Here is a 21,147-nt window from a genome sequence, read left to right on the forward strand (position 1 = left end):
AGCCAATGGAGCATCCATTCCACAACGCACTTGGTATTATTCAAACCTTGAAGCAGTATGGGCATGAGGCTTTTTTTGTTGGGGGATGTGTGCGAGATTGGCTTCTTCAGCGGCCGATAGGGGACGTCGATATCGCGACATCTGCCAAACCTAATGAGGTACAGGACATCTTTGATAAAGTGATTCCCGTCGGGATTGAACATGGCACTGTTATAGTCAGATATGATGGTGAATCATATGAGGTGACCACCTTTCGGGTGGAAGGTGCGTATTCTGATCAGCGCCATCCTGATACGGTTCATTTCGTTACCTCACTCGAAGCTGACCTAGAGCGCCGTGATTTCACGATTAACGCCCTTGCGATGGGTGAGAATGGTGAAATCATTGACCCCTTCAAAGGAAGACAAGATTTGCAGTACCAGCAGATTAGGACTGTGGGTAATGGCCATGACCGATTTAAAGAAGATGCGTTGCGTATTATCCGTGGGTTAAGATTTTCAAGCCAGCTTGGGTTTTCGATCGCCTTTAATACATTGAATCATATGATTGATTTAAAGAATCATATCAACTATTTAGCGGTTGAACGGATCTATGCCGAAATGGAAAAACTTCTGTCAGGTGATTCAATTCAGACAGGGCTTAATTATTGCCTGCAAACTGGAATCGGGTATGAATTGCCAGTGTTTAAAGACCATCCGGGATTATTTGAGGAAATCGTTGTCTTGAATAGGCCCCTGACTTCTTTTGCAGAATTTATTGCTTTTTGCCATTATAAACGCCCAGATGTTTCCATTCATGAATGGGTAAAAGAATGGAAAGCACCGAATCGCATCAAGTATCAAGCAATGGCACTAACACATGCGCTGACCGATTATGGACAGAATGGATTGAATACATGGCTGGTGTATCAATTACCATATGAACTCCTGGAGTCTTTTGTTCGACTTGAACACCTCCTGCAAGATGGTAGCGTCACTGTTGAAGATTTACGCAATATGAAAGCAAATCTCCAAATTAACTCTAAAAGAGAACTTGCTGTTGATGGAAATGATCTTCTGCAGATGTTTCCCGAACGCATGCCAGGTCCATGGCTTAAAGAACATCTTCAACTGCTCGAGAAGCATGTCGTGATGAACCATTTAAAAAATGATAAACATATCTTAGAGGAGTGGATCCAATGTCATCCACCCGGCAAGCATTAATCCGGATCCTGGCTGGGAATAAACAAGACAACACTTATATTTCCGGTCAGCAGCTTTCAGAGAAACTTAACATATCGCGAACCGCGGTATGGAAATATATGAACGATTTAAAACAAGATGGTTTCATTATAAATGCGGTCCCAAACAAAGGATATCGAATTCAGCAATTTCCCAGCAGATTAAGTGCGAATTCCATGCAATGGGGGCTTGAGACGAAATGGCTCGGTCAAAGAATTGTTCATAAGAATACCGTTCCGTCCACCCAATTTGTCGCCCATGATCTGGCGAGAGAGGGAGCGGAACACGGCACAGTTGTAATTGCGAATGAGCAAACAGCCGGAAGAGGGCGTCTGAACCGGAAGTGGCAATCAAGAAGGGACAAAGGTATTTGGATGAGTATGATCCTGCGGCCAAATATGCTGCCGCACCTAGCGCCCCAGCTCACGCTGCTTACGGCGTGTGCTGTTGCTGAAGCTGTCTTAATCGATACCCATCTTACACCGCAAATTAAATGGCCAAATGACATACTTTTTAATGGACGGAAAGCTGTCGGGATCTTGACGGAAATGCAAGCAGAGCAAGATCGTATTCAATACGTGATCATTGGAATTGGTGTGAATGTCAATCATAATACTGCTGATCTTGCTGAAGGCCTGACACAACATGCCACTTCTCTTCAAATTGAATCGAATGAGCCACAGGACATTGTCCAACTTTCACAGCAGATATTGGTTCAATTCGAGAGACTGTATGCTTCCTACTGTGATAAAGGATTTAGTGTTGTTAAAGACAAATGGGAGCGTTATGCATACAAAATGAATGAACCGATTGCCATTCATACTCACAACAAGACCTCCAGTGCCATATTTCGTGGAATAGCCGAGGATGGTGCGCTGTGCATTGAAGAAAAGGGTATGCCAAAAAAAATCTACTCGGCAGAAATCGTGTGGGATGATGAAGATTGACGCACTTAGTTAATCTGCTATGATATGAATGAATTACATTTTAAACAGCTGATTTATTTTTTTAGAAGGGGATAGCCATGACGAAGTATGCAGTCATAGACCTTGAAACTACCGGACATTCTCCGGCGAAAAATGATAAAATTATAGAAATAGGTCTTGTTATTGTTGAGGACAACCAAATTCTAGAAACATACTCGACATTCATCAATCCTCAAATTCCAATACCATCCTTTATTTCGACCCTGACTGGTATAAAGGATACGGATGTGGCAACGGCTCCCTTGTTTTCTGAAGTCGCCGGGCATTTAAGCCAGTTGGTGTCAGATTGTTATCTTGCAGCACACAATGCTGATTTTGATATCGGGTTTCTAAACGCGGCTTTCGATCTTGAAAATATGCCCAAGCTTGAAAACCCAGTTATAGACACTGTCGAGTTGGCCAGGATATTGTATCCTTCAGCACCTGCTTTTAAACTTGGGTATTTGGCGGAATACTTGGAACTTGATCATAGTGATCCCCATAGGGCCTTATCAGATGCTTTGGTAACAGCCAAGATGCTGATGAAAATGACAGCGAAAATTGAAATTTTGCCACTTGAAACAATCATTCACTTGCAAACACTTGAAAACAAATTGAAATCGAATATCAAGCATTTACTTAGTGAACGGGAGGAGGCGAGCCTCCTTTCTCCCGTTTCTTCAGACTCAATAGACACTTTTCGTGGTCTTGCTTATAGGAGAGTGCCAGATAACCCTGAAAAAAACACACCGTTTCTTTCATCTTTTGGACATTTGCTCGATGAGGTCTATGAGGATGGGGGGCGCTTATCGGAATTGTTCAGCGGACGCTATGAAAAAAGACCTGGCCAGCGACATATGTCAGAAGTGGTTTTCGATGCTTTTCAATCCAACAAACATGCTCTGATTGAAGCTGAAACTGGTACTGGTAAATCATTGGCATATTTAATACCTGCTGTTTATGAAGCCTTGAAAGCCTCAGAGAGAGTGGTCATCAGCACGCACACCACACAATTGCAAGCACAGCTACTTGATGAAGAAATTCCGCTAGTACAGCGCGTCATGCCCTTTCCATTTCAAGCGGCTTTACTTAAAGGAAAGCGTCATTATATCAGTCTGGAGCGGTTCCAGCATGAGCTGTATACATCAGAAGATGACCATTACGGAGTTACATTGACCAAAGCGATGTTGCTTGTTTGGTTAACTGAAACAGAAACAGGGGATATTGACGAGGTATCTTTACCTTCAAGCGGTTACTTATTCTATCATAAGGTATCTGCTGAAGGTGAAGACTTTAGTCAAAGTGATCCGGCATGGTTTGGTAGATCGTATTATCAAAAGGCCCGTAAACGTGCGCAAAGTGCTCATATCATTATTACCAACCATGCGCTTTTATGTACAGATTTATTCAGTGATTCAAATTTCATTCCAGCCTATGATCGGGTGATTATTGACGAGGCACATCATTTAGAAGACACTGTCGCCAACCACTATGGACTAAAACTTGACTATCAAAACATACAATATAATCTGAATCAAATCGGATCAACCCAGGAAGGCGGATGGATGAACCGTGTGATGGGGCAAATGGGTGACATGGCACCATTATTTTTGGAGGCACAATGGCATGAGGCCCTCATATCAAGTAAAAAAGAAATTGACGAGTGCTTCAACCAAATATTTCAATATGTTAAACTAAAACAGAAAAAAAGTAATACAAAGAGTGACATTGGACGGGTCCAGCACCGAATCAGCCCAGAAGACGTTAACGGGGAGAGCCGCTGGAGCATTATCGTAGAAATGACAGCACGTGTGACGTTTTACTTACGTGACTTAATCCATATGCTCACTTTGTTGAAACAGACTTTAAAAGAAGAAAAAAGTGACTCTGTTCTATTGGAAGAAGCCGATAACCATATTGAACGGATCCAGGATATCATTGATAATATCGAGACTTTATTTCTCGTTGAACAAAAGAACGTTGTTAAATGGATAGAAATCGATCCAGCCGGTTCTAAAAACACCGTATATGTATACAGCGAGCCCTTGGAAGTATCCCAGGTGTTAGAAGGGACCTTTTTTGACAAAAAGAAAAGTATCGTCATGACAAGTGCCACTCTTACGATTCGCGATTCTTTCACTTTCATTGTTGACAGGTTGGGTATACCTGAGAGTGTCATGAAAGAACAGATTAAATCGCCATTTAATTATGAGGAACAGGTTAGGCTGATGATTCCTAACGACTTTCCAGACATTAAACATGGCAATATGAATGATTTTATATATTCAACGTGTGAAGCGATCTTGTCACTAGCGGAAGTGACGCACGGACGAATGCTCATATTATTTACCTCTTATGATATGTTGAAAAAAACACACGCCATGTTAAAAGAAACCCTGGACACAAACCGATATGCTTTATTTGCTCAAGGTATTACAAGTGGCAGTCGAACACGGTTAAAGAAAAATTTCCAGACTTTTGACCAAGCTATTTTGCTTGGAACCAGCTCATTCTGGGAGGGTGTGGACATTCCTGGTGATGATTTGTCATGCTTGATGATTGTTCGATTACCGTTTTATCCGCCAGGTCAGCCGGTGTATGAGGCACGTGCAGAAGCGATCAAAGCACGCGGTAAGAATGCTTTCATGGATTTGGCTTTGCCCCAAGCCGTTATTCGCTTTAAACAAGGGTTTGGCCGTTTAATCCGATCAACCCAGGACAGGGGGATTGTATTTGTATGCGATACCCGTATCGTTAAATCCCGTTACGGTCGTTATTTCACACAATCGATACCTCATGTGCCTATTATGCACGCTTCCATGACAGATTTGGTGGAAGAGGCATCAGAATGGTTTTAAGCACAAAAGCGGAAACGCCTTGTTCACCCCTGAAAATCATAAGCAAGAACGTGTAGTAGCGGTTTTGGCCACCAAGCGTTATTGCTTATGACTCGAGAGGGTAGATGCTGGTGCTGGATATGGCCTTTGGCAATGTTTGATAGCAACTGGGATATTTTATAATTTCCTAACCTTAAAAAGCCGGCACAAGTGTATCGGAATTGTAAAAAGTTTGGGTTAATGATTTGATCCGTCACTCACCACTTTAATCGAACAGCACAGTTTAAAGATGAAGCGGGTTGCTCGTATATATAGATTGTTCTTTCTTCGTGGTACAAAATGTGTTAAAAAATGTCATCTTTGATAGGTGGTGGTGGATGTTGAAATCTAAAAGAGTTATATGGACATGGATGAAGTGGGGGGCTGTTTTTTTATGTGTGGCAGCAATCGTGCTTATGGTCTATGTTTGGATTGCGGTTCAAAACATACAGGCTCAAAAAGAAACTGGATTTGAGCGTTCGGAGCAAGCAGTAATTGACGAAACAGACATATCAGCCATCAATGATATACACGCTTTTCATGAAGCAACATCATATCATATTGTGTTTGGTTCTACCGATGACGGAGATCAGAAAATTGCTTTTGTTCCTCTTGAGGATGATCGTAATTTGACGGTATTAAACCAAGATGCGCTATTAACTAAGCAAAGCATGCTGAAAGAGTGGAGACAATCATGTGATGCATGCGAGCTTATCCGCATTCAGCCCGCTATGATTGAAACCACGGCGTTATGGGAACTGACCTATCGCGATCAAAACGGTCGTTATGTGCTCGATTATATGACCATGGCAGACGGTGAGCAATATGAACAAATGCGGTTCAAACAGCGATTTAAATAAATTAGGAGGCGTTTATATTGAATTTAGCCAAACGGATTCAAACCTTATCACCTTCACCAACCCTGGCCATCACAGCGAAAGCCCAGGAATTGAAGCAAGCAGGACATGATGTCATCGGCCTTGGGGTCGGGGAGCCGGACTTCAACACTCCAGAGTTCATTATTCAGGCAGCCAAACAGGCAATGGATGATGGCCACACGAAATATACACCAGCTGGCGGTATATTAGAACTAAAAAAAGCAATTGCAGCCAAATTAGCCAAAGACAATTCACTTACATATGATCCTGATCAAATTATTGTCACATCAGGTGCTAAATACGCTTTATATAATTTGTTTCAGGTTTTATTATCCCCTGGGGATGAAGTCATTGTACCGGCACCTTATTGGGTCAGTTATCCTGAACAAGTGAAATTAGCAAACGGAGAACCGGTGATTGTCAAAGGTGAAGAAGCCAATGATTTTAAAATCACCCCCGAACAACTGAAAGCCGCGATTACAAATCAAACAAAAGCACTCATATTGAACTCACCCAGTAACCCGACCGGTATGATGTATAACGCTGATGAACTGGCACAATTGGGTGAGATCTGTCTTCAGAATAACCTCATGATTATTTCTGATGAGATCTATGAGGAACTTATTTATACAACTGATGTTCATGTTTCAATTGCCCAGATATCACCCGAGTTGAAAGAAAGCACAATCATTATAAATGGGGTTTCTAAATCCCATGCAATGACTGGCTGGCGAATCGGTTTTGCAGCAGGGCCCAAAAAGATTATCAAAGCTATGACCAGTTTAGCATCCCACGCCACATCAAATCCGGCTTCCATCTCGCAATATGCCGCACTTGCTGCCTATGAAGGCGGGGAAGAAGAGATTGAGGAAATGCGGTCACAATTTTCTGCGCGGTTAGACATGCTATATGATATGATTATGGATGTCCCGGGGATGGCATGTCGAAAACCAAAAGGCGCGTTTTACTTATTCCCGAATGTGGAAGAAACTGTTCGTATGACAGGTTATTCTTCAGTCGATGAGTGGGTGAAGGCTCTCCTTGAAGAACAGCGTGTTGCTCTTGTACCGGGTTCCGGATTCGGTTCTCCCGAGAATGTTCGCTTATCTTATGCAACATCAATGGAAATACTTGAAGAAGCAGCAAAGCGCATTAAACAATTTGTATTGGATCATCAAAAATAGCATCTGGAGGTTTTGCAATATGAAAACAACGATATCTCATGTTGAAAAGCATGAAGGACAAGAGGTCACAATAGGTGCTTGGTTGTCTAACAAACGCTCAAGCGGAAAGATAGCTTTTTTGCAACTGAGAGACGGTACGGGATTTATGCAAGCCGTTGTCGCGAAAAACGATGTAAGTGAAGAAACATTTCAGCTTGCGAAAAATATGAACCAAGAATCATCTTTCTACATAACTGGAACAATTGTAGAAGATAAACGGTCACCCCTTGGATTTGAAATGCATGCAACAGAAATTGAAATGATCCACGAGGCACATGACTATCCGATTACACCGAAAGAGCACGGTACAGAATTCCTGATGGACCATCGACATCTGTGGTTACGTTCTAAAAAACAGCATGCCATCATGAAAGTGCGCAATGAAATTATCCGTTCAACCTTCCAATATTTTAATGATCATGGCTATGTTAAAATCGATCCCCCGATATTAACCGGGTCATCAGCAGAGGGGACAACAGAATTGTTCCATACTGAATACTTTGGAGAAGAAGCTTATCTGTCTCAAAGCGGACAGTTGTACCTAGAAGCCGCTGCTATGGCACTGGGAAAGGTTTTCTCGTTTGGACCAACATTCCGTGCCGAGAAATCCAAAACACGTCGTCACTTAATTGAGTTTTGGATGATCGAACCTGAGATGGCCTTTGTGGAACATGATGAGAGTCTGGAAATTCAAGAGTCCTATATTGCCTTTGTCGTCCAATCCGTATTGGAAAATTGTCAGATGGAATTGGAGACATTAGGTCGGGACCTTTCAAAATTAGAGAAAATCAAAGCACCATTTCCAAGGATCACCTATGACGATGCCATAACTTTATTGAAAGAAAAAGGGTTTACAGATATTGAATGGGGAGAGGATTTTGGGGCTCCACATGAGACTGCTATCGCTGAACATTATGATCAGCCGGTATTTATTATCAATTACCCTGCTGAAATCAAAGCATTTTATATGAAGCCTGTACCTGGACGTCCAGAAGTGGTGCTTTGCGCCGATTTAATTGCACCAGAAGGTTATGGTGAAATTATTGGAGGGTCTCAACGGATTGATGACCTCGAATTGATGCAGGAACGATATGAGGCGCATGGACTAACTGGAGAGGCTTATGAATGGTATCTGGATCTCCAAAAATATGGCAGTGTGCCACATTCAGGCTTTGGACTCGGGCTTGAACGTACTGTAGCTTGGATTTCAGGTGTTGAACATGTCCGGGAAACAATCCCATTTCCACGTCTGCTTAACCGTTTGTATCCATAATGAAACATCCACCCCTTGCTTTTTTAGCAAGGGGTCATTTAGTAAATGGTGATCCCATGTTAAACTGTATTAGAGGTGCACAATAATGACACAATCTTTAAACCATCAAGCTATGATTCTCGACCAGATTCCTATCCCAGGTCAGCTTTTGGCTTCATATACACGATTAGGACTAGACGAAAAAGAACTGATCGTGATATTACAGTTATACCGTTTTCTATACAATGAAATCGCGTTCCCAACGCCTGGTAACTTGGCTGAGCATGTGAATTTCGATGTAGAGGAATGCTCGGCAATTTTGCGAAAACTGGTCCAGCGCAATTTGTTGGATATTAATGAAACAAAAAACGAATACGGGCAATTGAGTGAAACATTTTCATTAAACCCGTTATGGAAGAAGTTATATGAACCACAGGAGAAGGATACAGACCAACATGAAGGCACATTGTTTATTTTGTTTGAGCAAGAATTTGGCAGACCGCTCTCGCCTTTTGAGATTGAAACGGTAAACATATGGCTTGATGAAGATCACATGAAACCAGCGCTTATTAAAGCAGCGCTCCGGGAATCTGTTTTAATGGGAAAGCTCAACTTTAAATACATTGATCGTATTCTTCGTGAATGGAAGAAGAAGGGTATTCACACAGTTGACCAAGCTCGTCAAGCGGGAAGGGCATTTCATGATAAACAGAAAAAAGACCCTTCACAACCCGCGCAAAAGCGTGATACTTCAATTTATTATAACTGGCTTGAAGGGGAAGATTAACCCATGTTGAACAAAAAGCAAATTCGTTACTGCCTGGATCAAATGGCGGAGATGTTTCCACAGGCAAAATGTGAGCTAAACCATTCCAACCCATTTGAATTGGTGATTGCCGTGTTATTATCAGCTCAATGTACCGACGTGCTCGTTAATAAAGTCACAAAGGAATTATTTAAGAAATACAAGACTCCAGAAGATTTTCTCACTGTTTCTTTGGAAGAACTGCAGCAGGATATCCGGTCAATTGGTTTATATCGAAATAAAGCCAAGAATATCCAAAAGCTTTCTAAATCCCTTCTAGAACAGCATGACGGACAAGTTCCGCGTTCAAGAGATGAGTTGATGCAATTGGCGGGCGTCGGGCGCAAAACGGCTAACGTTGTGGCATCTGTTGCTTTCAGAGAGCCGGCAATTGCAGTGGACACCCATGTCGAACGTGTATCTAAACGCTTGGCAATGTGTCGCTGGAAGGATTCAGTTCTTGAAGTTGAACGAACACTCATGCGGAAAGTACCAAAAGATGAATGGGCTGATACGCACCACCGGATGATATTCTTTGGTAGATACCATTGTAAAGCACGGAATCCAAATTGTCCGGAGTGTCCACTTCTCAGCCTGTGCAGAGAAGGTAAAAAACAAATGAAAAAGCGTGGCTTGGCGGATATGATTCCAAACAAAGAAGAGGGCACCTGATTTAAACAGGTACCCTCTTTATTAGTTTCCAGTATTTTTTTGTTGTTTATTGTCACCTTGCCCTTGTTTATCGCCATTTCCGTCGTCTTTTTATTATTACTGTTATTGCCGCCGTCTCCATTGTCATTTTGATTATCACCGTCTTTTTGAGGGACTGTGACACTTGCTGATTGAGGATCACCTTTTTTATTTTGGTTGGCTCCATTTTTGCCAATAGGCGTGACGGTAATCGTATATTGACCCGGCGGCAGTTCACCTGATATTTCAATTCCGTTTGATTCAACAGTTTGAGTCTTGCTGTTCGGGCCACTGACTTTTACCTCAAATGAGGCAGGAGGACCGTTATACCCCCAACTGACGTCAATCATCGAATCAGAAGCTACGTATTGAGCTGACAGATTTTGAACAGCCGGAATTTGCTGTGCTTCGTCATCTCCGTTGTTTTCCTCATTATTTTCATTTTCTTCATTGTTCTCTTCATTGTTTTCTTCATCTTTATCACCAGGAACTTTAAGTTTGACCGTTTTTGGATCACTGTCAGCGGCTGCAGTGTCTTTCCCTTTGACAACTACTTGTATCGTATATTCTGCGCCTTCTTCAACGTTGGATATTTCTATCGCAGTTTTGTCCGTTGTCGACAGGTTTTTCATGCCGCCATCATCGATCGCTGCGCTGATCTCAAAGGTGACATCTTCGCCAGAATCATAAGACCATTCCACGTCAATTAATTCATCATCCTTATTATATTCGGCTTTTAAATCACTTACTGGATCAAGCTTGTCAAATTTTTCCGAAGTTGATTTAGGTTCAGTTCCTTTTACGAACAGTTCAGTAACGATCCTGGAGTCAGGTGTATACTCACTTGGCAGAGCTGGCGGATTGGATCCTTTTTCAACTTGAACCTCGGAAACAGAGCTCGGTTTCGACCAGTCTGGTGTCTCAATGTCTTTGGATATATCTTGCATGGTCAGCTTAAACAAATCCAATGCGATTGTCGTATCTTTGGAATCAATGCTTAAATCATTGGCACCCTCATAGCCGGTCCATACGGAAATGGTATAGTTGGTCGTGTATCCGCTGAACCATCTGTCTCTGGTTTTGTCGGTCGTTCCTGTTTTTCCCGCTACTGGCAAACCAGGGATTTGTACTCTTTGACCAGTGCCTTCTTTTACGACATCTTTTAACATGTCGGTAACCATATAAGCGGTGTAATCTTCCATGACAGCTTTGGGTTCAGGCTTGAATTCCATCGTTTCGCCGTCTTGAAATTCGATTTTGGTTACAGAATAAGGTTCATTATAAACACCTTCGTTACCAAAAGCCCGGTAAGCACCGGCAAGCTGAAGCGTCGTAACATCTGTCGAGGTGCCGCCGATCACATCTCGCAAGTTAATATTCTTTTCAAAGTTAATTCCAAGGCTTTCTGCAAACGACTGGGCCTGAGAAGGGTCCACTTCCTCAAATAATTTAACAGAAGGGACGTTTCGAGAGTCGACTAATGCATGGCGCATGGTCATCCAGCCTTCAAATTTTTGGTCGACGTTTCTGATGTCACTTGAGCCCTTCACCTCATAGGGCTTATCATCGTTAAGTTGATGATAGGTTGACAGCTTTTCATATTCAATGGCCGGTCCATAGGCTATAATCGGCTTGAAAGTTGAACCAGGTTGATTGTGTCCTTGAGTCGCATAGCTGAACCCACCATTTTTGACTCCGTCTACAGCACCGCCAATCGCCCGGATCGCCCCTGTTTTCGTATCCAGAACTGTCATCCCAGCCTGGAACGCACGCTCATCCCCATTATCGTCTGTTTTGTCCTCGGGGTATGTGATGCCATGATCGCCATCACGTGACATGAGATACTCGACACGATCTTGCACAGAAGGATCCAAAGTTGTATATATTTTTAGTCCATCTGTCCGTATGTCCGCATCATCTGCTTTATTTGCTACTTCTTTTTCCACTTGCTTTACAAATGCTTCATAGGGTGTTGCTTGAGGTTTCTTGCCTTCGAGCAGTGATGCAATTTCTACTGTTCTCGCTTCTTCAGCATCTTCTTCGCTGATCTTGTCATGTCTAACCATAAGCTTTAATACCGTGTTCATGCGTTTTTTCATCAAATCCGGATTTTCATACGGATCATAGGCAGAAGGGCGTTGTGGGAGACCTGCAAGAATGGCTGCTTCTGGTAGTGTCAGTTCATTTAGGTCTGTTTTACCAAAATAAACTTCTGCGGCTTTGGCAACGCCATATGCATTACTGCCATAGTAAATTTTGTTTAGATACATGGCCAGGATTTCTTCTTTGCTATATTCTCTCTCAAGCTTGAGCGCCATCCATTGTTCCTGCACTTTCAGCTTGATTTTTTTGTCACGGGCGAGAAAGTAGTTTTCAACCACTTGCTGGGTAATGGTGCTTGCACCTTCAGACCCGAATCCATTTTTAATGTTGGCGATAATGGCCCCGCCAATACGTTTCAAATCAATACCAGAGTGTTCGAAAAACCTGACATCCTCTGTGGCTGTGACAGCATTGATGAGAACAGGGGGGAGATCATCATATTCGATCTTTGTCCGGTTTTGCGCCCCCAGGTCACCAATCAGGTCACCATTGATATCGTATAATTGTGATGAAAACGGATCTTGAAGTTTATCCGGATCTATGCCCGGTGCGGTAGCTGCGTAATAAGCAAATAAACCGCCGACACTGATCATTCCCACCAAGCCAACTAAGAGCAGGATCAGAATGACTCTTTTCCACATAGGTTTCTTTTGAGATTTTTTTTGAGCTTTCTGTTGTTTCCGTCTTGCTGTGCGTGAATTATTATTTTCAGCCATGGCTTCAATCCTCCGATCTAAAATAAAGCCTGTCGATGATGTTTAAATAATCTACCCTTGCTTGAAAGTGAAAAGGGATATAAAACCCTTTGGACTCAATATCTTGAAATGGTATGGATTTTCTGCCTCCATTATCCTGAGCATACCAATAATCCAAGAGCTTGTCAGCTTCAAGAAAATATGTTGCATCTAATGAAGAAAAGCGAATAATGACAAAGGCAATACCACCATGTTCAATGATTTGCTTCATATGCTCCGCTTGGTGCTCGTGGATGTTTTTGAGCGGGAAGCGTGTGGTGTGCTTGGTTTCTTTAGCCTCGAAGTCAATGTATTTACCTCGATAGATCCCGTTGTAATCCGTCGTGGATGCTTGCTTGAAATAACCTTCCTTTATAACAGCAGCACTTCGTTTCGGGTAATGGACATCAACGATCTGAACGGGTGTCGGCTTTTTATGAACAATTGCTTTATTAGTCGATAAATAGAATATATTCGTTGCATTGATATCTTCTTCGAGAGACATACCACGATTGGCAAAGTTTGGTTTTGCTGTATTTTGTTGCACTTGATTTGACCTTCTTTGCCCGTTTGGGTAATTCACTTCTTGCACCTCCATGTCTCACAGTATCATATCAGAATCCCGCTTCTCTTGGTAATTATTCAGCATATTTTAATCTGCTGGCGGCAGATTAATAAATAACTTGTTTCAATAAGGGGGACTCAATGTTGCTTAAAAGAAATCACCATCCCATTCATTATATAATAAAAAAGGCCAGAGCGCATAATATGGATAATATTTCCCGGACCAAGGCTTATCAAAACTTTTATTTTCATCATCCTGAAATCAGGTGGGCCCTGCTGGCGTCGGTTGTTTCGAGAAATGCGGGATGGAATATGACAGATTTATGTCTGCCGCCGTATTTAAATATGCTTACAAGCAAAGATTTAAGGTATTTATTTATGACATATGAACGGGCCAATTGGTTGATTTTTTCAGACGCTTATCCTCAGCTGCTTGTGTATGAAAGATCTAAACAAACGAATCAACCCTGTTTTAATTGGCTGAGGACGCTAAACGTATCAGAATATATCATTCAAGAATGGGAGCATTTTTGGACATACCGTGATGAAACGAGGCTGATGCATGCGCTTATTGTTAATGAACAAAATGTTATTGAAAATCCAGTCATACAGCAATCATTCTTTAAACGGCGTGTGTTTCGTGAAACACCTTATTTCATGCAACGTATATTAAGGATGAACGCTGTCCTGCTGCCGACGCGCTCGAGTGCTTTATATGGCATAACCGTGAAAAAGTTTACAAACTTAGACAATCGTATTGCTTTAGGAAAACAGCTCGCCAAGTATCTCTTTGAATCCGGGATCTATACAAAGGTAATTGATTTTGCTATTCATGTTGAACATACGGGCTCGAGACGGGATTATGAAATCTACCACGAATTCCCATTTCCATACGCACCAGTGCTAAGATCCATATACCCGGTTATTACACATCATGATCAAATAAGGATAGATTGGTTTAACCGAAAACGCAAATACTCTATAAAGATAGGGAGGGAAAAAGACGCGGATATAAAAGATATCAGTCGCCGATATTATCAAAAAAGGCATTTATTATTCGCTTATAATCATTTCAAACAAATGCTGACATGACAAAACCCAGGCATCCGCCTGGGTTTGTATGTTTAAGTGGATGGACGATTGGGACCCGCCAGCTTCTTGTCTCTTTGAAGCGGAGGTGTGTTGCGGTTCTTTTTTTGATGGTTCTTTTCGGGCATATCATGTGTTTTCTTAGTCATAATTCATTCCTCCTTCTTGGATAGTGTGTCTGGATTAAAACGAAATATGAGGGTTATACACATGTTTTGTATATTTAGTTCTAGTTTTGTCGACTGAGCAGGTTAATCCGAACAAATCACGAACTATACTATAACACTTTAAAAAGGGAAGGTGGATTTTATGACAATGGCCATGCAAATCTCAAAGAAAGCGCCTGAAAAAGGGATTGAAACGTCTGATTATATTAAACGTCTTCTTCATATGACCGATCAATTACGGATTGCCGAACAAAAAGTGACCATGTCAATTGAGAGGGAGATCGAAAGTATATACAAGAAACATCAATATGCAGTCAATACAGGGTTCATCTCGATAGATGATTTAAATAAAGAAAAACCATAAACTCAACTTAAGTTTTGTGCCAAATGTCCTAAAACATGGTATAATGTTATTATAGCTTCGGAAATAAAGGCAGGTACTGATATGAGTACATTGAGACAATTAACCATACAACTTAAACAAAAACTTGAGCGCTTAAAAAAGATGTATGAAGAGAACGAACCACCCGAGTCTATAAAAGATAAACAATTCTTTCTGCATATGAAGGAAGAAACAGCTCCTGTTTATGAAGAGCTTGCACAATGGGAAGAACGTGTCCTGGATGTTGTAAAAGAACAGCGCATTAACTTGCATCCGCAACAGATTACGTCTACAAAAGAAAACATGGAGCTTGTAATTTTGCACAGCTATTACATTGATGCGCGAGAGAAGCGTTATATGGAACTTTATAAATCTATTTTGTATATATTCGATCAACTGTTGAGGAGTCTTGAGACACTGCAGCATGATGACACTGGAGGACAAACGGATGCATAAAAGCGATTTAGTTGATAAAGCAGTAGAAGCGATGAAACAGGCATATGTACCCTATTCGAAATTCCCCGTTGGTGCAGCACTGCTGACTGCTGATGGGACTGTTTATACAGGGTGCAATATTGAAAATGCCGCCTATCCTTTAGCATGCTGTGCGGAGCGTGTTGCGATATTTAAAGCTATTTCAGACGGCTGCACCGTATTTGAACAATTGGCCGTAACAGCAGAAACGGATCGTCCTGTACCGCCTTGCGGATCATGCAGACAAGTGATGAGTGAATTTTTCCCGAAGGATATGGTCATTCATCTGGCTAACTCGAACCGTGAAGTTACCACACTCAGAATGGAAGAGCTGCTGCCATATTCCTTTCAGGCAGAAGATATGGATCATAGTCATTAGATGGTCATCAAACGGACATTAAATCTTAATATGAAAAAGCAGAGAGGCTGATTTTCAGCTTCTTATTTTGATGCTATACTTGAGATGGTTATACATAAACAAAATGACCATGCATAAATTGTATCAATAACATAAGCATGGACATAAGATTTCAGGCTATTTTTGCCTGGTAAAGATTAACGAGGTGAATAAATATGACAACAGGCCGTACACAACTCGCAATAAACGATATTGTGGAAAAAGAATTTAAAACAGGCTTACGAGGCTATAATCAAGAGGAAGTTGATGCGTTTCTAGACACAATCATTCAGGATTATGAAGCCCTACAAGGTGAAATAACGCAATTAAAGCAGGAAAATGAACGACTCAAAAAAAACGCTTCGTCATCAGGATCATCACGCTCACAGCAATCAACTGCGCCAAACCAAGTTAACTACGATGTGCTCAAACGTTTGTCCAATTTAGAAAAAGCGGTATTTGGCAAACGCACGATGGACACATGATTTTTGCATCTTTTTTCCAGTGTTTTCAAAGGCGGATTATGCTATAATAATATAGGAATACTCACGTAATCGCTGCAGACTTGATCTGCAGAGGAAAGTCCATACTCACACAGGCTGAGATGCCTGTAGTGTTCGTGCTTGACGAAACGATAAGTCAAGGTAGCCATACGGCTAACGGCAGCGGAGCCCCTAAGTCAATTGATATGGGGCAGTACGCTTGAAAGTGCCACAGTGACGTATGCGTAGTGGAAACACTGCGCGTGGAACGCGGTAAACCCCACGAGTGAGCAACCCAAACAAAGGTAGGGGCACCCTTGATTAGGAAATTCAACCGAAAAAGGGACAAGAACTTTCTTGTAGACAGATGATTACGACCGTTGTACGAGGCTGACCACCGCTTGCAGTACGACGGAACAGAATATGGCTTACAGAGTATTCCTATGGTCAACACACGATAAACCTTCCAATTTTATTGGTAAGGTTTTTTATTTTATACCTTAACATGATACACTGAAATCAATTAAAAAGATGTGGAAGGAATTATGCTATGAAAAAAGATGTTACGTTAATTGCTACAGCGGCTATGGGCCTTGAGTCTATTGTGGCTCAAGAAGTTAAAAATCTAGGTTACGCTCCGAAAGTGGATAACGGAGCTGTTTATTTCGATGCCCCATTATCCGCCATTCCGCGTTGTAATTTATGGCTTCGGACGGCTGATCGTCTTAAGATTCAAGTAGGTGAATTTAAGGCAGACACATTTGATGCATTATTTGAAGGTGTAAAAGCCTTGCCATGGGAATTTTTTGTGAGTGAGGACGGTGCTTTCCCTGTCCAAGGCAAATCTGTTAAATCGACTTTGTACAGTGTCCCGGATTGTCAGGCGATTACTAAGAAGGCCATCGCAGAGCGTTTGAAATTAAAATATGGATTGGCTTCAAAAATGCCTGAATCAGGCCCCCTTTATAAAGTGGAAGTCGCTCTTCTTAAAGATCAAGTATCATTAACCCTTGATACGTCAGGGGCTGGTTTGCATAAGCGGGGATATCGAACAGGGCAAGGAAGTGCTCCTTTAAAAGAAACGCTTGCTGCAGCTCTTGTTTTATTGACCAACTGGAAGCCTGATGAGCCGTTTGTAGATCCTTTTTGCGGTTCGGGCACAATTCCGATAGAAGCAGCTTTAATAGGACAGAATATAGCACCTGGATTCAACAGGGAATTTGACTCCGAAAATTGGTCGATCATATCTTCAAAATTCTGGGACAAGGCTTTTGAAGAAGCGGAAGATCAGGCTGATTATGACCAAGCTTTGGACATTACCGGCAGTGACATCGATCATAATATGATTAGCATCTCCAAACAGAATGCAATGGAAGCAGGTCTTGCTGATCTTATATCATGGAAGCAGATGCAAGTGCGCGATCTGACCATTAAACGTCATAATGGATATATTGTCACCAATCCCCCGTATGGGGAACGAATTGGCGACAAGGATAAAGTCGCTCAATTATATAAATCCCTGGGGGCGTCATGAACAACCATCCTTCATGGAGTGTCTATGTATTGACAGCGTTTGAACAATTTGAAGCCCTGTATGGAAAACAGGCTACTAAGAAGCGGAAATTATTTAACGGCTTTATTAAAACAGATTACTATCAGTATTTTGGAAGTAAGAAATAGAAAAACGTCATCACGCATACATGTGTATGCGTGATGACGTTTTTAAGCTTAATTAATCGTACTCATAATGCGTCTGTATACTTTATCCTTATCAAAGCCGCTTCCCATTGTGAATTGCTCGCGGAGATTATTGTTTTTATCGAGGAAATAGGTAAAGGTGGAATGAATAATGTCACCAGTGCCTGGGTCCCGATAAAGAAAATTCAAAGAATCGGTTATTTTTTTCGTGTCTTCCTCTGATCCCCTTAGAAACAACCAGCCGTCATCTTCTTTATCTACATTGAATAATGAGGCATAATCTTTTAAAACCTCTTTTGTATCCTGTCTCGGGTCGATGGTAATCGTAATAAATTCAATTTCATCTCCAAACACGCCGGCTTCTTCAAGCTCATCTCGCAGCTTGGACATTTCTAACGTTGTGACTGGGCATACATCTGGACAGTTGGTGTACATAAATTCAATTAATCGTGCTTTTTTAGGCATATTTTCGAAAGAATATGATTCGTCGAATGCTGTTTCCATTACAACGTCTTTAGGCAATTCTGCGCTTCCGGGTCTGATTATAGTCAAATAAAGTATACCTGCAGAAATTCCCAGAACGAGAAGGACGCCAAATGTTATATAAAGCTTTTTCATGAGTTAACCTCCTAACCAAACGATTCACTCATAAGAGAAAGGGGGAGAGGGCATCGTCTCCCAGAACCCCCTATTTATTTTCCTTTTACCAGAGTTTGAATCCTTTAGATCCTGGTGGTGCGTTTTGTATAATATCTATAAACGGTATTGTATAGGCAAACAGGATGAGCAAAACGGTAACTCCAATCCAGACTTTCCAATTTTCCAGAATTTTCGGTGTCGGAGCTGCTTCATCTGCAAGCTCTGCAATTGGGAACTCTTCTTCACCCTTTGGTGCGAAAAATGCTAGGTTTATGAAGATAATGATCATAATAACCATGCCGATGAATAAGATAGAACCCCGATTGCTTGTGCCAGTTGGTATGCGCCCCATGCAGCAGTATCATCGTTTCCGACATATTCGGAATAAGCCGAACGTCTTGGTCCGCCCAGCAGACCCTGCCAGTGCATCGCACCGGACATAATCAACATTCCTACTGTCCAGAACATGGTCTGAACCATACCCAGCTTATTCATTTTCGGCGTCAATTTTCTACCTGTAAGAGAAGGGACAAGCCAATAAGTGATACCGAAAAACGTTAAGATAACTGTTGTAGCTGCAGTTAAATGGAAGTGTCCGGTGACCCAGATGGTATTATGAATAACCTGGTTCATTTGGTTTGAAGCGTTGATGATTCCGCCGGCACCGCCGGGAATAAACAACAGCATACCGATAAATGGTGCAAAGAAACGGACATCTTTCCATGGCAATTTCTTAAACCAGCCCATTATGCCTTTTCCACCAAGTTCTCTGCCGCGCATTTCAAACGTCGCGAATAAAGAGAAAGCTGTCATCAAGGATGGAATTACAACTAAGAATGTTAAAACAACTTGTAAGTACTTCCAAAATGGATCGATCCCTGGTTCAGTCAGCTGGTGGTGAAATCCAACTGGAATCGAGAACAAAAGTAACAAAATAAAGGACATCCGTGCCAATGAATCGGAAAAAAGTTTGCCACCGATAATTTTTGGTATAATGGCATACCAAGCCATATAAGCAGGCAATAGCCAAAAGTAAACGAGCGGATGACCAAAATACCAAAACAGGGTACGGCTGACCAGTACATCAATTTCTTCAGTCAACCCAAGTGACCACGGGATAAATTGAATTAAGACCGCTGCGGCAACTCCAATTGTAGCAATCTGCCACATCAGCATAGTGATGACACCCATATAGCTCAACAAAGGCGTGCGCTCACCTGGATTTTCTTTTCGCCATCTGTAATGTTTATGGAAAATGGCAAAACCTTCAAGCCAGCTTCCCACTACGACAAGTGCGAGACCGATGTAGAAAATTGGGTGTGCTTGTAATGGAGCATAGAAAGTATACAAGACAGAAGCTTCATTCAATAAAATTACAATCGCTGTCATGATCACACCGGACACCATCATAAGAAAACCAGTCCAGGCCCATTTTCTTTCACCTGAAGTGTATTGTCCGGCAGATTTGCTTTGTGTTGCTAGAATAAAACCAATAATGAAGAACGTTGTCAAAACAAGTCCAAGGACGACTCCGTGAAGCGTCAGCACTTGGTAATAACCAATTCCAAATGGCAGCGTAAAGTGGCCTGATCTCTCTAGTGTCTGCAACAAGCCTGCAGAGGCCCCGATAAAGAGTGCTGCAAAAGCAACAAATAAATGTGCCATGGCTAACTTTGCGTCTGGTGTATAAATGCTTCTTATTGATTTAATCATTACTCTATCACCTCAATTGTTGCGGCCATCATATGGTGACCAACACCACAGTATTCATTACAAAGCAATGTGAATTCCCCGGCGTTTTTGAATGTATTCGTATAAGTGCTGATATAGCCAGGTTCAAGCATCATATTGACATTTGTGCCAGCAAGCTCAAAACCGTGTACAACATCTGCAGTTGTCACATTAAAATGAACAGTAGCGCCTTTGGGGATCTGAACAACCTTATCATCTGTTCCAACGTCATAGTTAAAAGCGGATGCTACAATGGTCAGCTGATATTCATTATCGCCAATCTCTACTAGGCCTGGATTATCAAATGGTGCCGTTTCATGAACTTTTTCGGGATCAATGGTGACTGCACAACTTGGAGGCTGATTGCCCATGTAAAATGCACTGACACCAACAACCGTTAAAAAAACGAGCAGTGTGGCTGTACCAAACAACAACCAGATTTTTTCATATTTATGCATATTCATAAGTGCTAAACTCCCTTCGTTTTAACGAGATAAGTACAACATCCAAACTCCTGCCCACGAAACAATTAAAAATACCCCCAAAATCATAACGGACACAAAAGAGCCTTTTAATGATTTTTCCTCCTGTTTTTCTTCAGCGACTTGTTTTTGTTTTGCGGCGTTTCCCATCAGGCCACCTCCTTTATTCATGGTAGCTATAGTGAAAAATATGACCTATCCCTATAATACAATGAAATGAAAGCGATTTTGCTTGTTTTGTGATGTATTCACACTTTGTTCAATAACTCTTGAACCCCGTTGTATCAAAGGTTTAC

General features: G+C 41.7%; 17 protein-coding genes, 1 other RNA gene and 3 pseudogenes. 15 read left to right on the forward strand and 6 right to left on the reverse strand.

Features of this window, described 5'->3' with window-relative positions:
* The first annotated feature begins 5 nt into the window (after positions 1 to 5).
* The 8 genes from JNUCC1_RS17000 (at position 6) to nth (ending at position 9,891) form a co-directional block, all read left to right on the forward strand.
* Positions 6 to 1,202 carry a CCA tRNA nucleotidyltransferase gene (locus tag JNUCC1_RS17000; RefSeq protein ID WP_156646780.1) on the forward strand — a complete coding sequence of 399 codons (1,197 nt, stop codon included), beginning with the start codon at positions 6 to 8 and terminating at the stop codon, positions 1,200 to 1,202.
* Positions 1,178 to 2,167 carry a biotin--[acetyl-CoA-carboxylase] ligase gene (locus JNUCC1_RS17005; protein ID WP_156646782.1) on the forward strand — a complete coding sequence of 330 codons (990 nt, stop codon included), beginning with the start codon at positions 1,178 to 1,180 and terminating at the stop codon, positions 2,165 to 2,167. Before JNUCC1_RS17000 ends, JNUCC1_RS17005 begins: the two co-directional genes overlap by 25 nt.
* Before the next feature lie 77 nt (positions 2,168 to 2,244).
* The gene (gene dinG / locus JNUCC1_RS17010; RefSeq protein WP_156646784.1) at positions 2,245 to 5,043 is read left to right on the forward strand and encodes an ATP-dependent DNA helicase DinG; all 2,799 of its coding nucleotides are present in this window, start codon (positions 2,245 to 2,247) and stop codon (positions 5,041 to 5,043) included.
* Positions 5,044 to 5,399: 356 nt separating this feature from the next.
* On the forward strand, positions 5,400 to 5,921 hold the full coding sequence (locus JNUCC1_RS17015) for a cell wall elongation regulator TseB-like domain-containing protein (RefSeq protein WP_156646787.1): 522 nt from the start codon (positions 5,400 to 5,402) through the stop codon (positions 5,919 to 5,921).
* Positions 5,922 to 5,938: 17 nt separating this feature from the next.
* On the forward strand, positions 5,939 to 7,123 hold the full coding sequence (locus JNUCC1_RS17020) for a pyridoxal phosphate-dependent aminotransferase (RefSeq protein ID WP_156646789.1): 1,185 nt from the start codon (positions 5,939 to 5,941) through the stop codon (positions 7,121 to 7,123).
* Between the two features lie 19 nt (positions 7,124 to 7,142).
* A complete protein-coding gene (gene asnS / locus JNUCC1_RS17025) occupies positions 7,143 to 8,435 on the forward strand; it encodes an asparagine--tRNA ligase (protein WP_156646791.1) in 1,293 nt (430 codons plus the stop codon).
* 85 nt (positions 8,436 to 8,520) lie between these two features.
* Positions 8,521 to 9,201, forward strand: coding sequence for a DnaD domain-containing protein (locus JNUCC1_RS17030; protein ID WP_156646793.1), 681 nt, complete (start codon positions 8,521 to 8,523; stop codon positions 9,199 to 9,201).
* 3 nt (positions 9,202 to 9,204) lie between these two features.
* Positions 9,205 to 9,891, forward strand: coding sequence for an endonuclease III (nth, locus tag JNUCC1_RS17035; RefSeq protein ID WP_156647177.1), 687 nt, complete (start codon positions 9,205 to 9,207; stop codon positions 9,889 to 9,891).
* A gap of 959 nt (positions 9,892 to 10,850) precedes the next feature.
* On the opposite strand, the pseudogene JNUCC1_RS18855 reads toward nth, so the two are convergent.
* Positions 10,851 to 12,728, reverse strand: a pseudogene (locus tag JNUCC1_RS18855) (transglycosylase domain-containing protein); the annotation flags it as partial.
* Between the two features lie 4 nt (positions 12,729 to 12,732).
* The gene (gene recU / locus JNUCC1_RS17045) at positions 12,733 to 13,329 is read right to left on the reverse strand and encodes a Holliday junction resolvase RecU (protein WP_331713847.1); all 597 of its coding nucleotides are present in this window, start codon (positions 13,327 to 13,329) and stop codon (positions 12,733 to 12,735) included.
* Positions 13,330 to 13,451: 122 nt separating this feature from the next.
* Here recU and JNUCC1_RS17050 point away from each other — a divergent pair, with 122 nt between their 5' ends.
* The 7 genes and pseudogenes from JNUCC1_RS17050 to JNUCC1_RS17080 all read left to right on the forward strand — a co-directional run bounded on the left by JNUCC1_RS17050 (position 13,452) and on the right by JNUCC1_RS17080 (position 17,981).
* Positions 13,452 to 14,402, forward strand: a complete 951-nt coding sequence (locus tag JNUCC1_RS17050; RefSeq protein ID WP_156646797.1) for a DUF2515 family protein — start codon at positions 13,452 to 13,454, stop codon at positions 14,400 to 14,402.
* A 312-nt stretch (positions 14,403 to 14,714) separates the two neighbouring features.
* A complete protein-coding gene (locus tag JNUCC1_RS17055; protein WP_156646799.1) occupies positions 14,715 to 14,930 on the forward strand; it encodes a hypothetical protein in 216 nt (71 codons plus the stop codon).
* Positions 14,931 to 15,011: 81 nt separating this feature from the next.
* A complete protein-coding gene (locus JNUCC1_RS17060) occupies positions 15,012 to 15,404 on the forward strand; it encodes a DUF1798 family protein (protein ID WP_156646801.1) in 393 nt (130 codons plus the stop codon).
* A complete protein-coding gene (locus JNUCC1_RS17065; protein WP_197431782.1) occupies positions 15,397 to 15,801 on the forward strand; it encodes a cytidine deaminase in 405 nt (134 codons plus the stop codon). Before JNUCC1_RS17060 ends, JNUCC1_RS17065 begins: the two co-directional genes overlap by 8 nt.
* A gap of 194 nt (positions 15,802 to 15,995) precedes the next feature.
* A complete protein-coding gene (gpsB, locus tag JNUCC1_RS17070) occupies positions 15,996 to 16,304 on the forward strand; it encodes a cell division regulator GpsB (protein ID WP_156646803.1) in 309 nt (102 codons plus the stop codon).
* 57 nt (positions 16,305 to 16,361) lie between these two features.
* Positions 16,362 to 16,737, forward strand: an RNA gene (gene rnpB / locus JNUCC1_RS17075) — RNase P RNA component class B.
* 114 nt (positions 16,738 to 16,851) lie between these two features.
* Positions 16,852 to 17,981, forward strand: a pseudogene (locus tag JNUCC1_RS17080) (THUMP domain-containing class I SAM-dependent RNA methyltransferase).
* 48 nt (positions 17,982 to 18,029) lie between these two features.
* On the opposite strand, the gene JNUCC1_RS17085 reads toward JNUCC1_RS17080, so the two are convergent.
* From JNUCC1_RS17085 to JNUCC1_RS17100, 4 genes and pseudogenes are all read right to left on the reverse strand, one after another.
* On the reverse strand, positions 18,030 to 18,617 hold the full coding sequence (locus JNUCC1_RS17085) for an SCO family protein (RefSeq protein ID WP_156646805.1): 588 nt from the start codon (positions 18,615 to 18,617) through the stop codon (positions 18,030 to 18,032).
* Positions 18,618 to 18,702: 85 nt separating this feature from the next.
* Positions 18,703 to 20,351: pseudogene (locus tag JNUCC1_RS17090) on the reverse strand (b(o/a)3-type cytochrome-c oxidase subunit 1).
* Positions 20,351 to 20,833, reverse strand: coding sequence for a cytochrome c oxidase subunit II (locus tag JNUCC1_RS17095; RefSeq protein ID WP_156646807.1), 483 nt, complete (start codon positions 20,831 to 20,833; stop codon positions 20,351 to 20,353). Before JNUCC1_RS17095 ends, JNUCC1_RS17090 begins: the two are co-directional and overlap by 1 nt.
* A 21-nt stretch (positions 20,834 to 20,854) precedes the next feature.
* Positions 20,855 to 21,022 carry a cytochrome c oxidase subunit 2A gene (locus tag JNUCC1_RS17100; protein ID WP_231784262.1) on the reverse strand — a complete coding sequence of 56 codons (168 nt, stop codon included), beginning with the start codon at positions 21,020 to 21,022 and terminating at the stop codon, positions 20,855 to 20,857.
* Between the last annotated feature and the right edge of the window lie 125 nt (positions 21,023 to 21,147).

The sequence above is a fragment of the Lentibacillus sp. JNUCC-1 genome (assembly GCF_009741735.1).
Taxonomy (GTDB): Bacteria; Bacillota; Bacilli; order Bacillales; family Amphibacillaceae; genus Lentibacillus_B.

Bases quoted from the DNA above. Each gene is read 5' to 3' on its own strand.
- JNUCC1_RS17000 (WP_156646780.1), top strand. From the start codon at position 6: ATGGAGCATCCATTCCACAACGCACTTGGTATTATTCAAACCTTGAAG.
- JNUCC1_RS17005 (WP_156646782.1), top strand. From the start codon at position 1,178: ATGTCATCCACCCGGCAAGCATTAATCCGGATCCTGGCTGGGAATAAA.
- dinG (WP_156646784.1), top strand. From the start codon at position 2,245: ATGACGAAGTATGCAGTCATAGACCTTGAAACTACCGGACATTCTCCG.
- JNUCC1_RS17015 (WP_156646787.1), top strand. From the start codon at position 5,400: ATGTTGAAATCTAAAAGAGTTATATGGACATGGATGAAGTGGGGGGCT.
- asnS (WP_156646791.1), top strand. From the start codon at position 7,143: ATGAAAACAACGATATCTCATGTTGAAAAGCATGAAGGACAAGAGGTC.
- JNUCC1_RS17030 (WP_156646793.1), top strand. From the start codon at position 8,521: ATGACACAATCTTTAAACCATCAAGCTATGATTCTCGACCAGATTCCT.
- nth (WP_156647177.1), top strand. From the start codon at position 9,205: ATGTTGAACAAAAAGCAAATTCGTTACTGCCTGGATCAAATGGCGGAG.
- JNUCC1_RS17050 (WP_156646797.1), top strand. From the start codon at position 13,452: ATGTTGCTTAAAAGAAATCACCATCCCATTCATTATATAATAAAAAAG.
- JNUCC1_RS17055 (WP_156646799.1), top strand. From the start codon at position 14,715: ATGGCCATGCAAATCTCAAAGAAAGCGCCTGAAAAAGGGATTGAAACG.
- JNUCC1_RS17060 (WP_156646801.1), top strand. From the start codon at position 15,012: ATGAGTACATTGAGACAATTAACCATACAACTTAAACAAAAACTTGAG.
- JNUCC1_RS17065 (WP_197431782.1), top strand. From the start codon at position 15,397: ATGCATAAAAGCGATTTAGTTGATAAAGCAGTAGAAGCGATGAAACAG.
- gpsB (WP_156646803.1), top strand. From the start codon at position 15,996: ATGACAACAGGCCGTACACAACTCGCAATAAACGATATTGTGGAAAAA.
- JNUCC1_RS17085 (WP_156646805.1), bottom strand. From the start codon at position 18,617: ATGAAAAAGCTTTATATAACATTTGGCGTCCTTCTCGTTCTGGGAATT.
- JNUCC1_RS17095 (WP_156646807.1), bottom strand. From the start codon at position 20,833: ATGAATATGCATAAATATGAAAAAATCTGGTTGTTGTTTGGTACAGCC.
- JNUCC1_RS17100 (WP_231784262.1), bottom strand. From the start codon at position 21,022: ATGAATAAAGGAGGTGGCCTGATGGGAAACGCCGCAAAACAAAAACAA.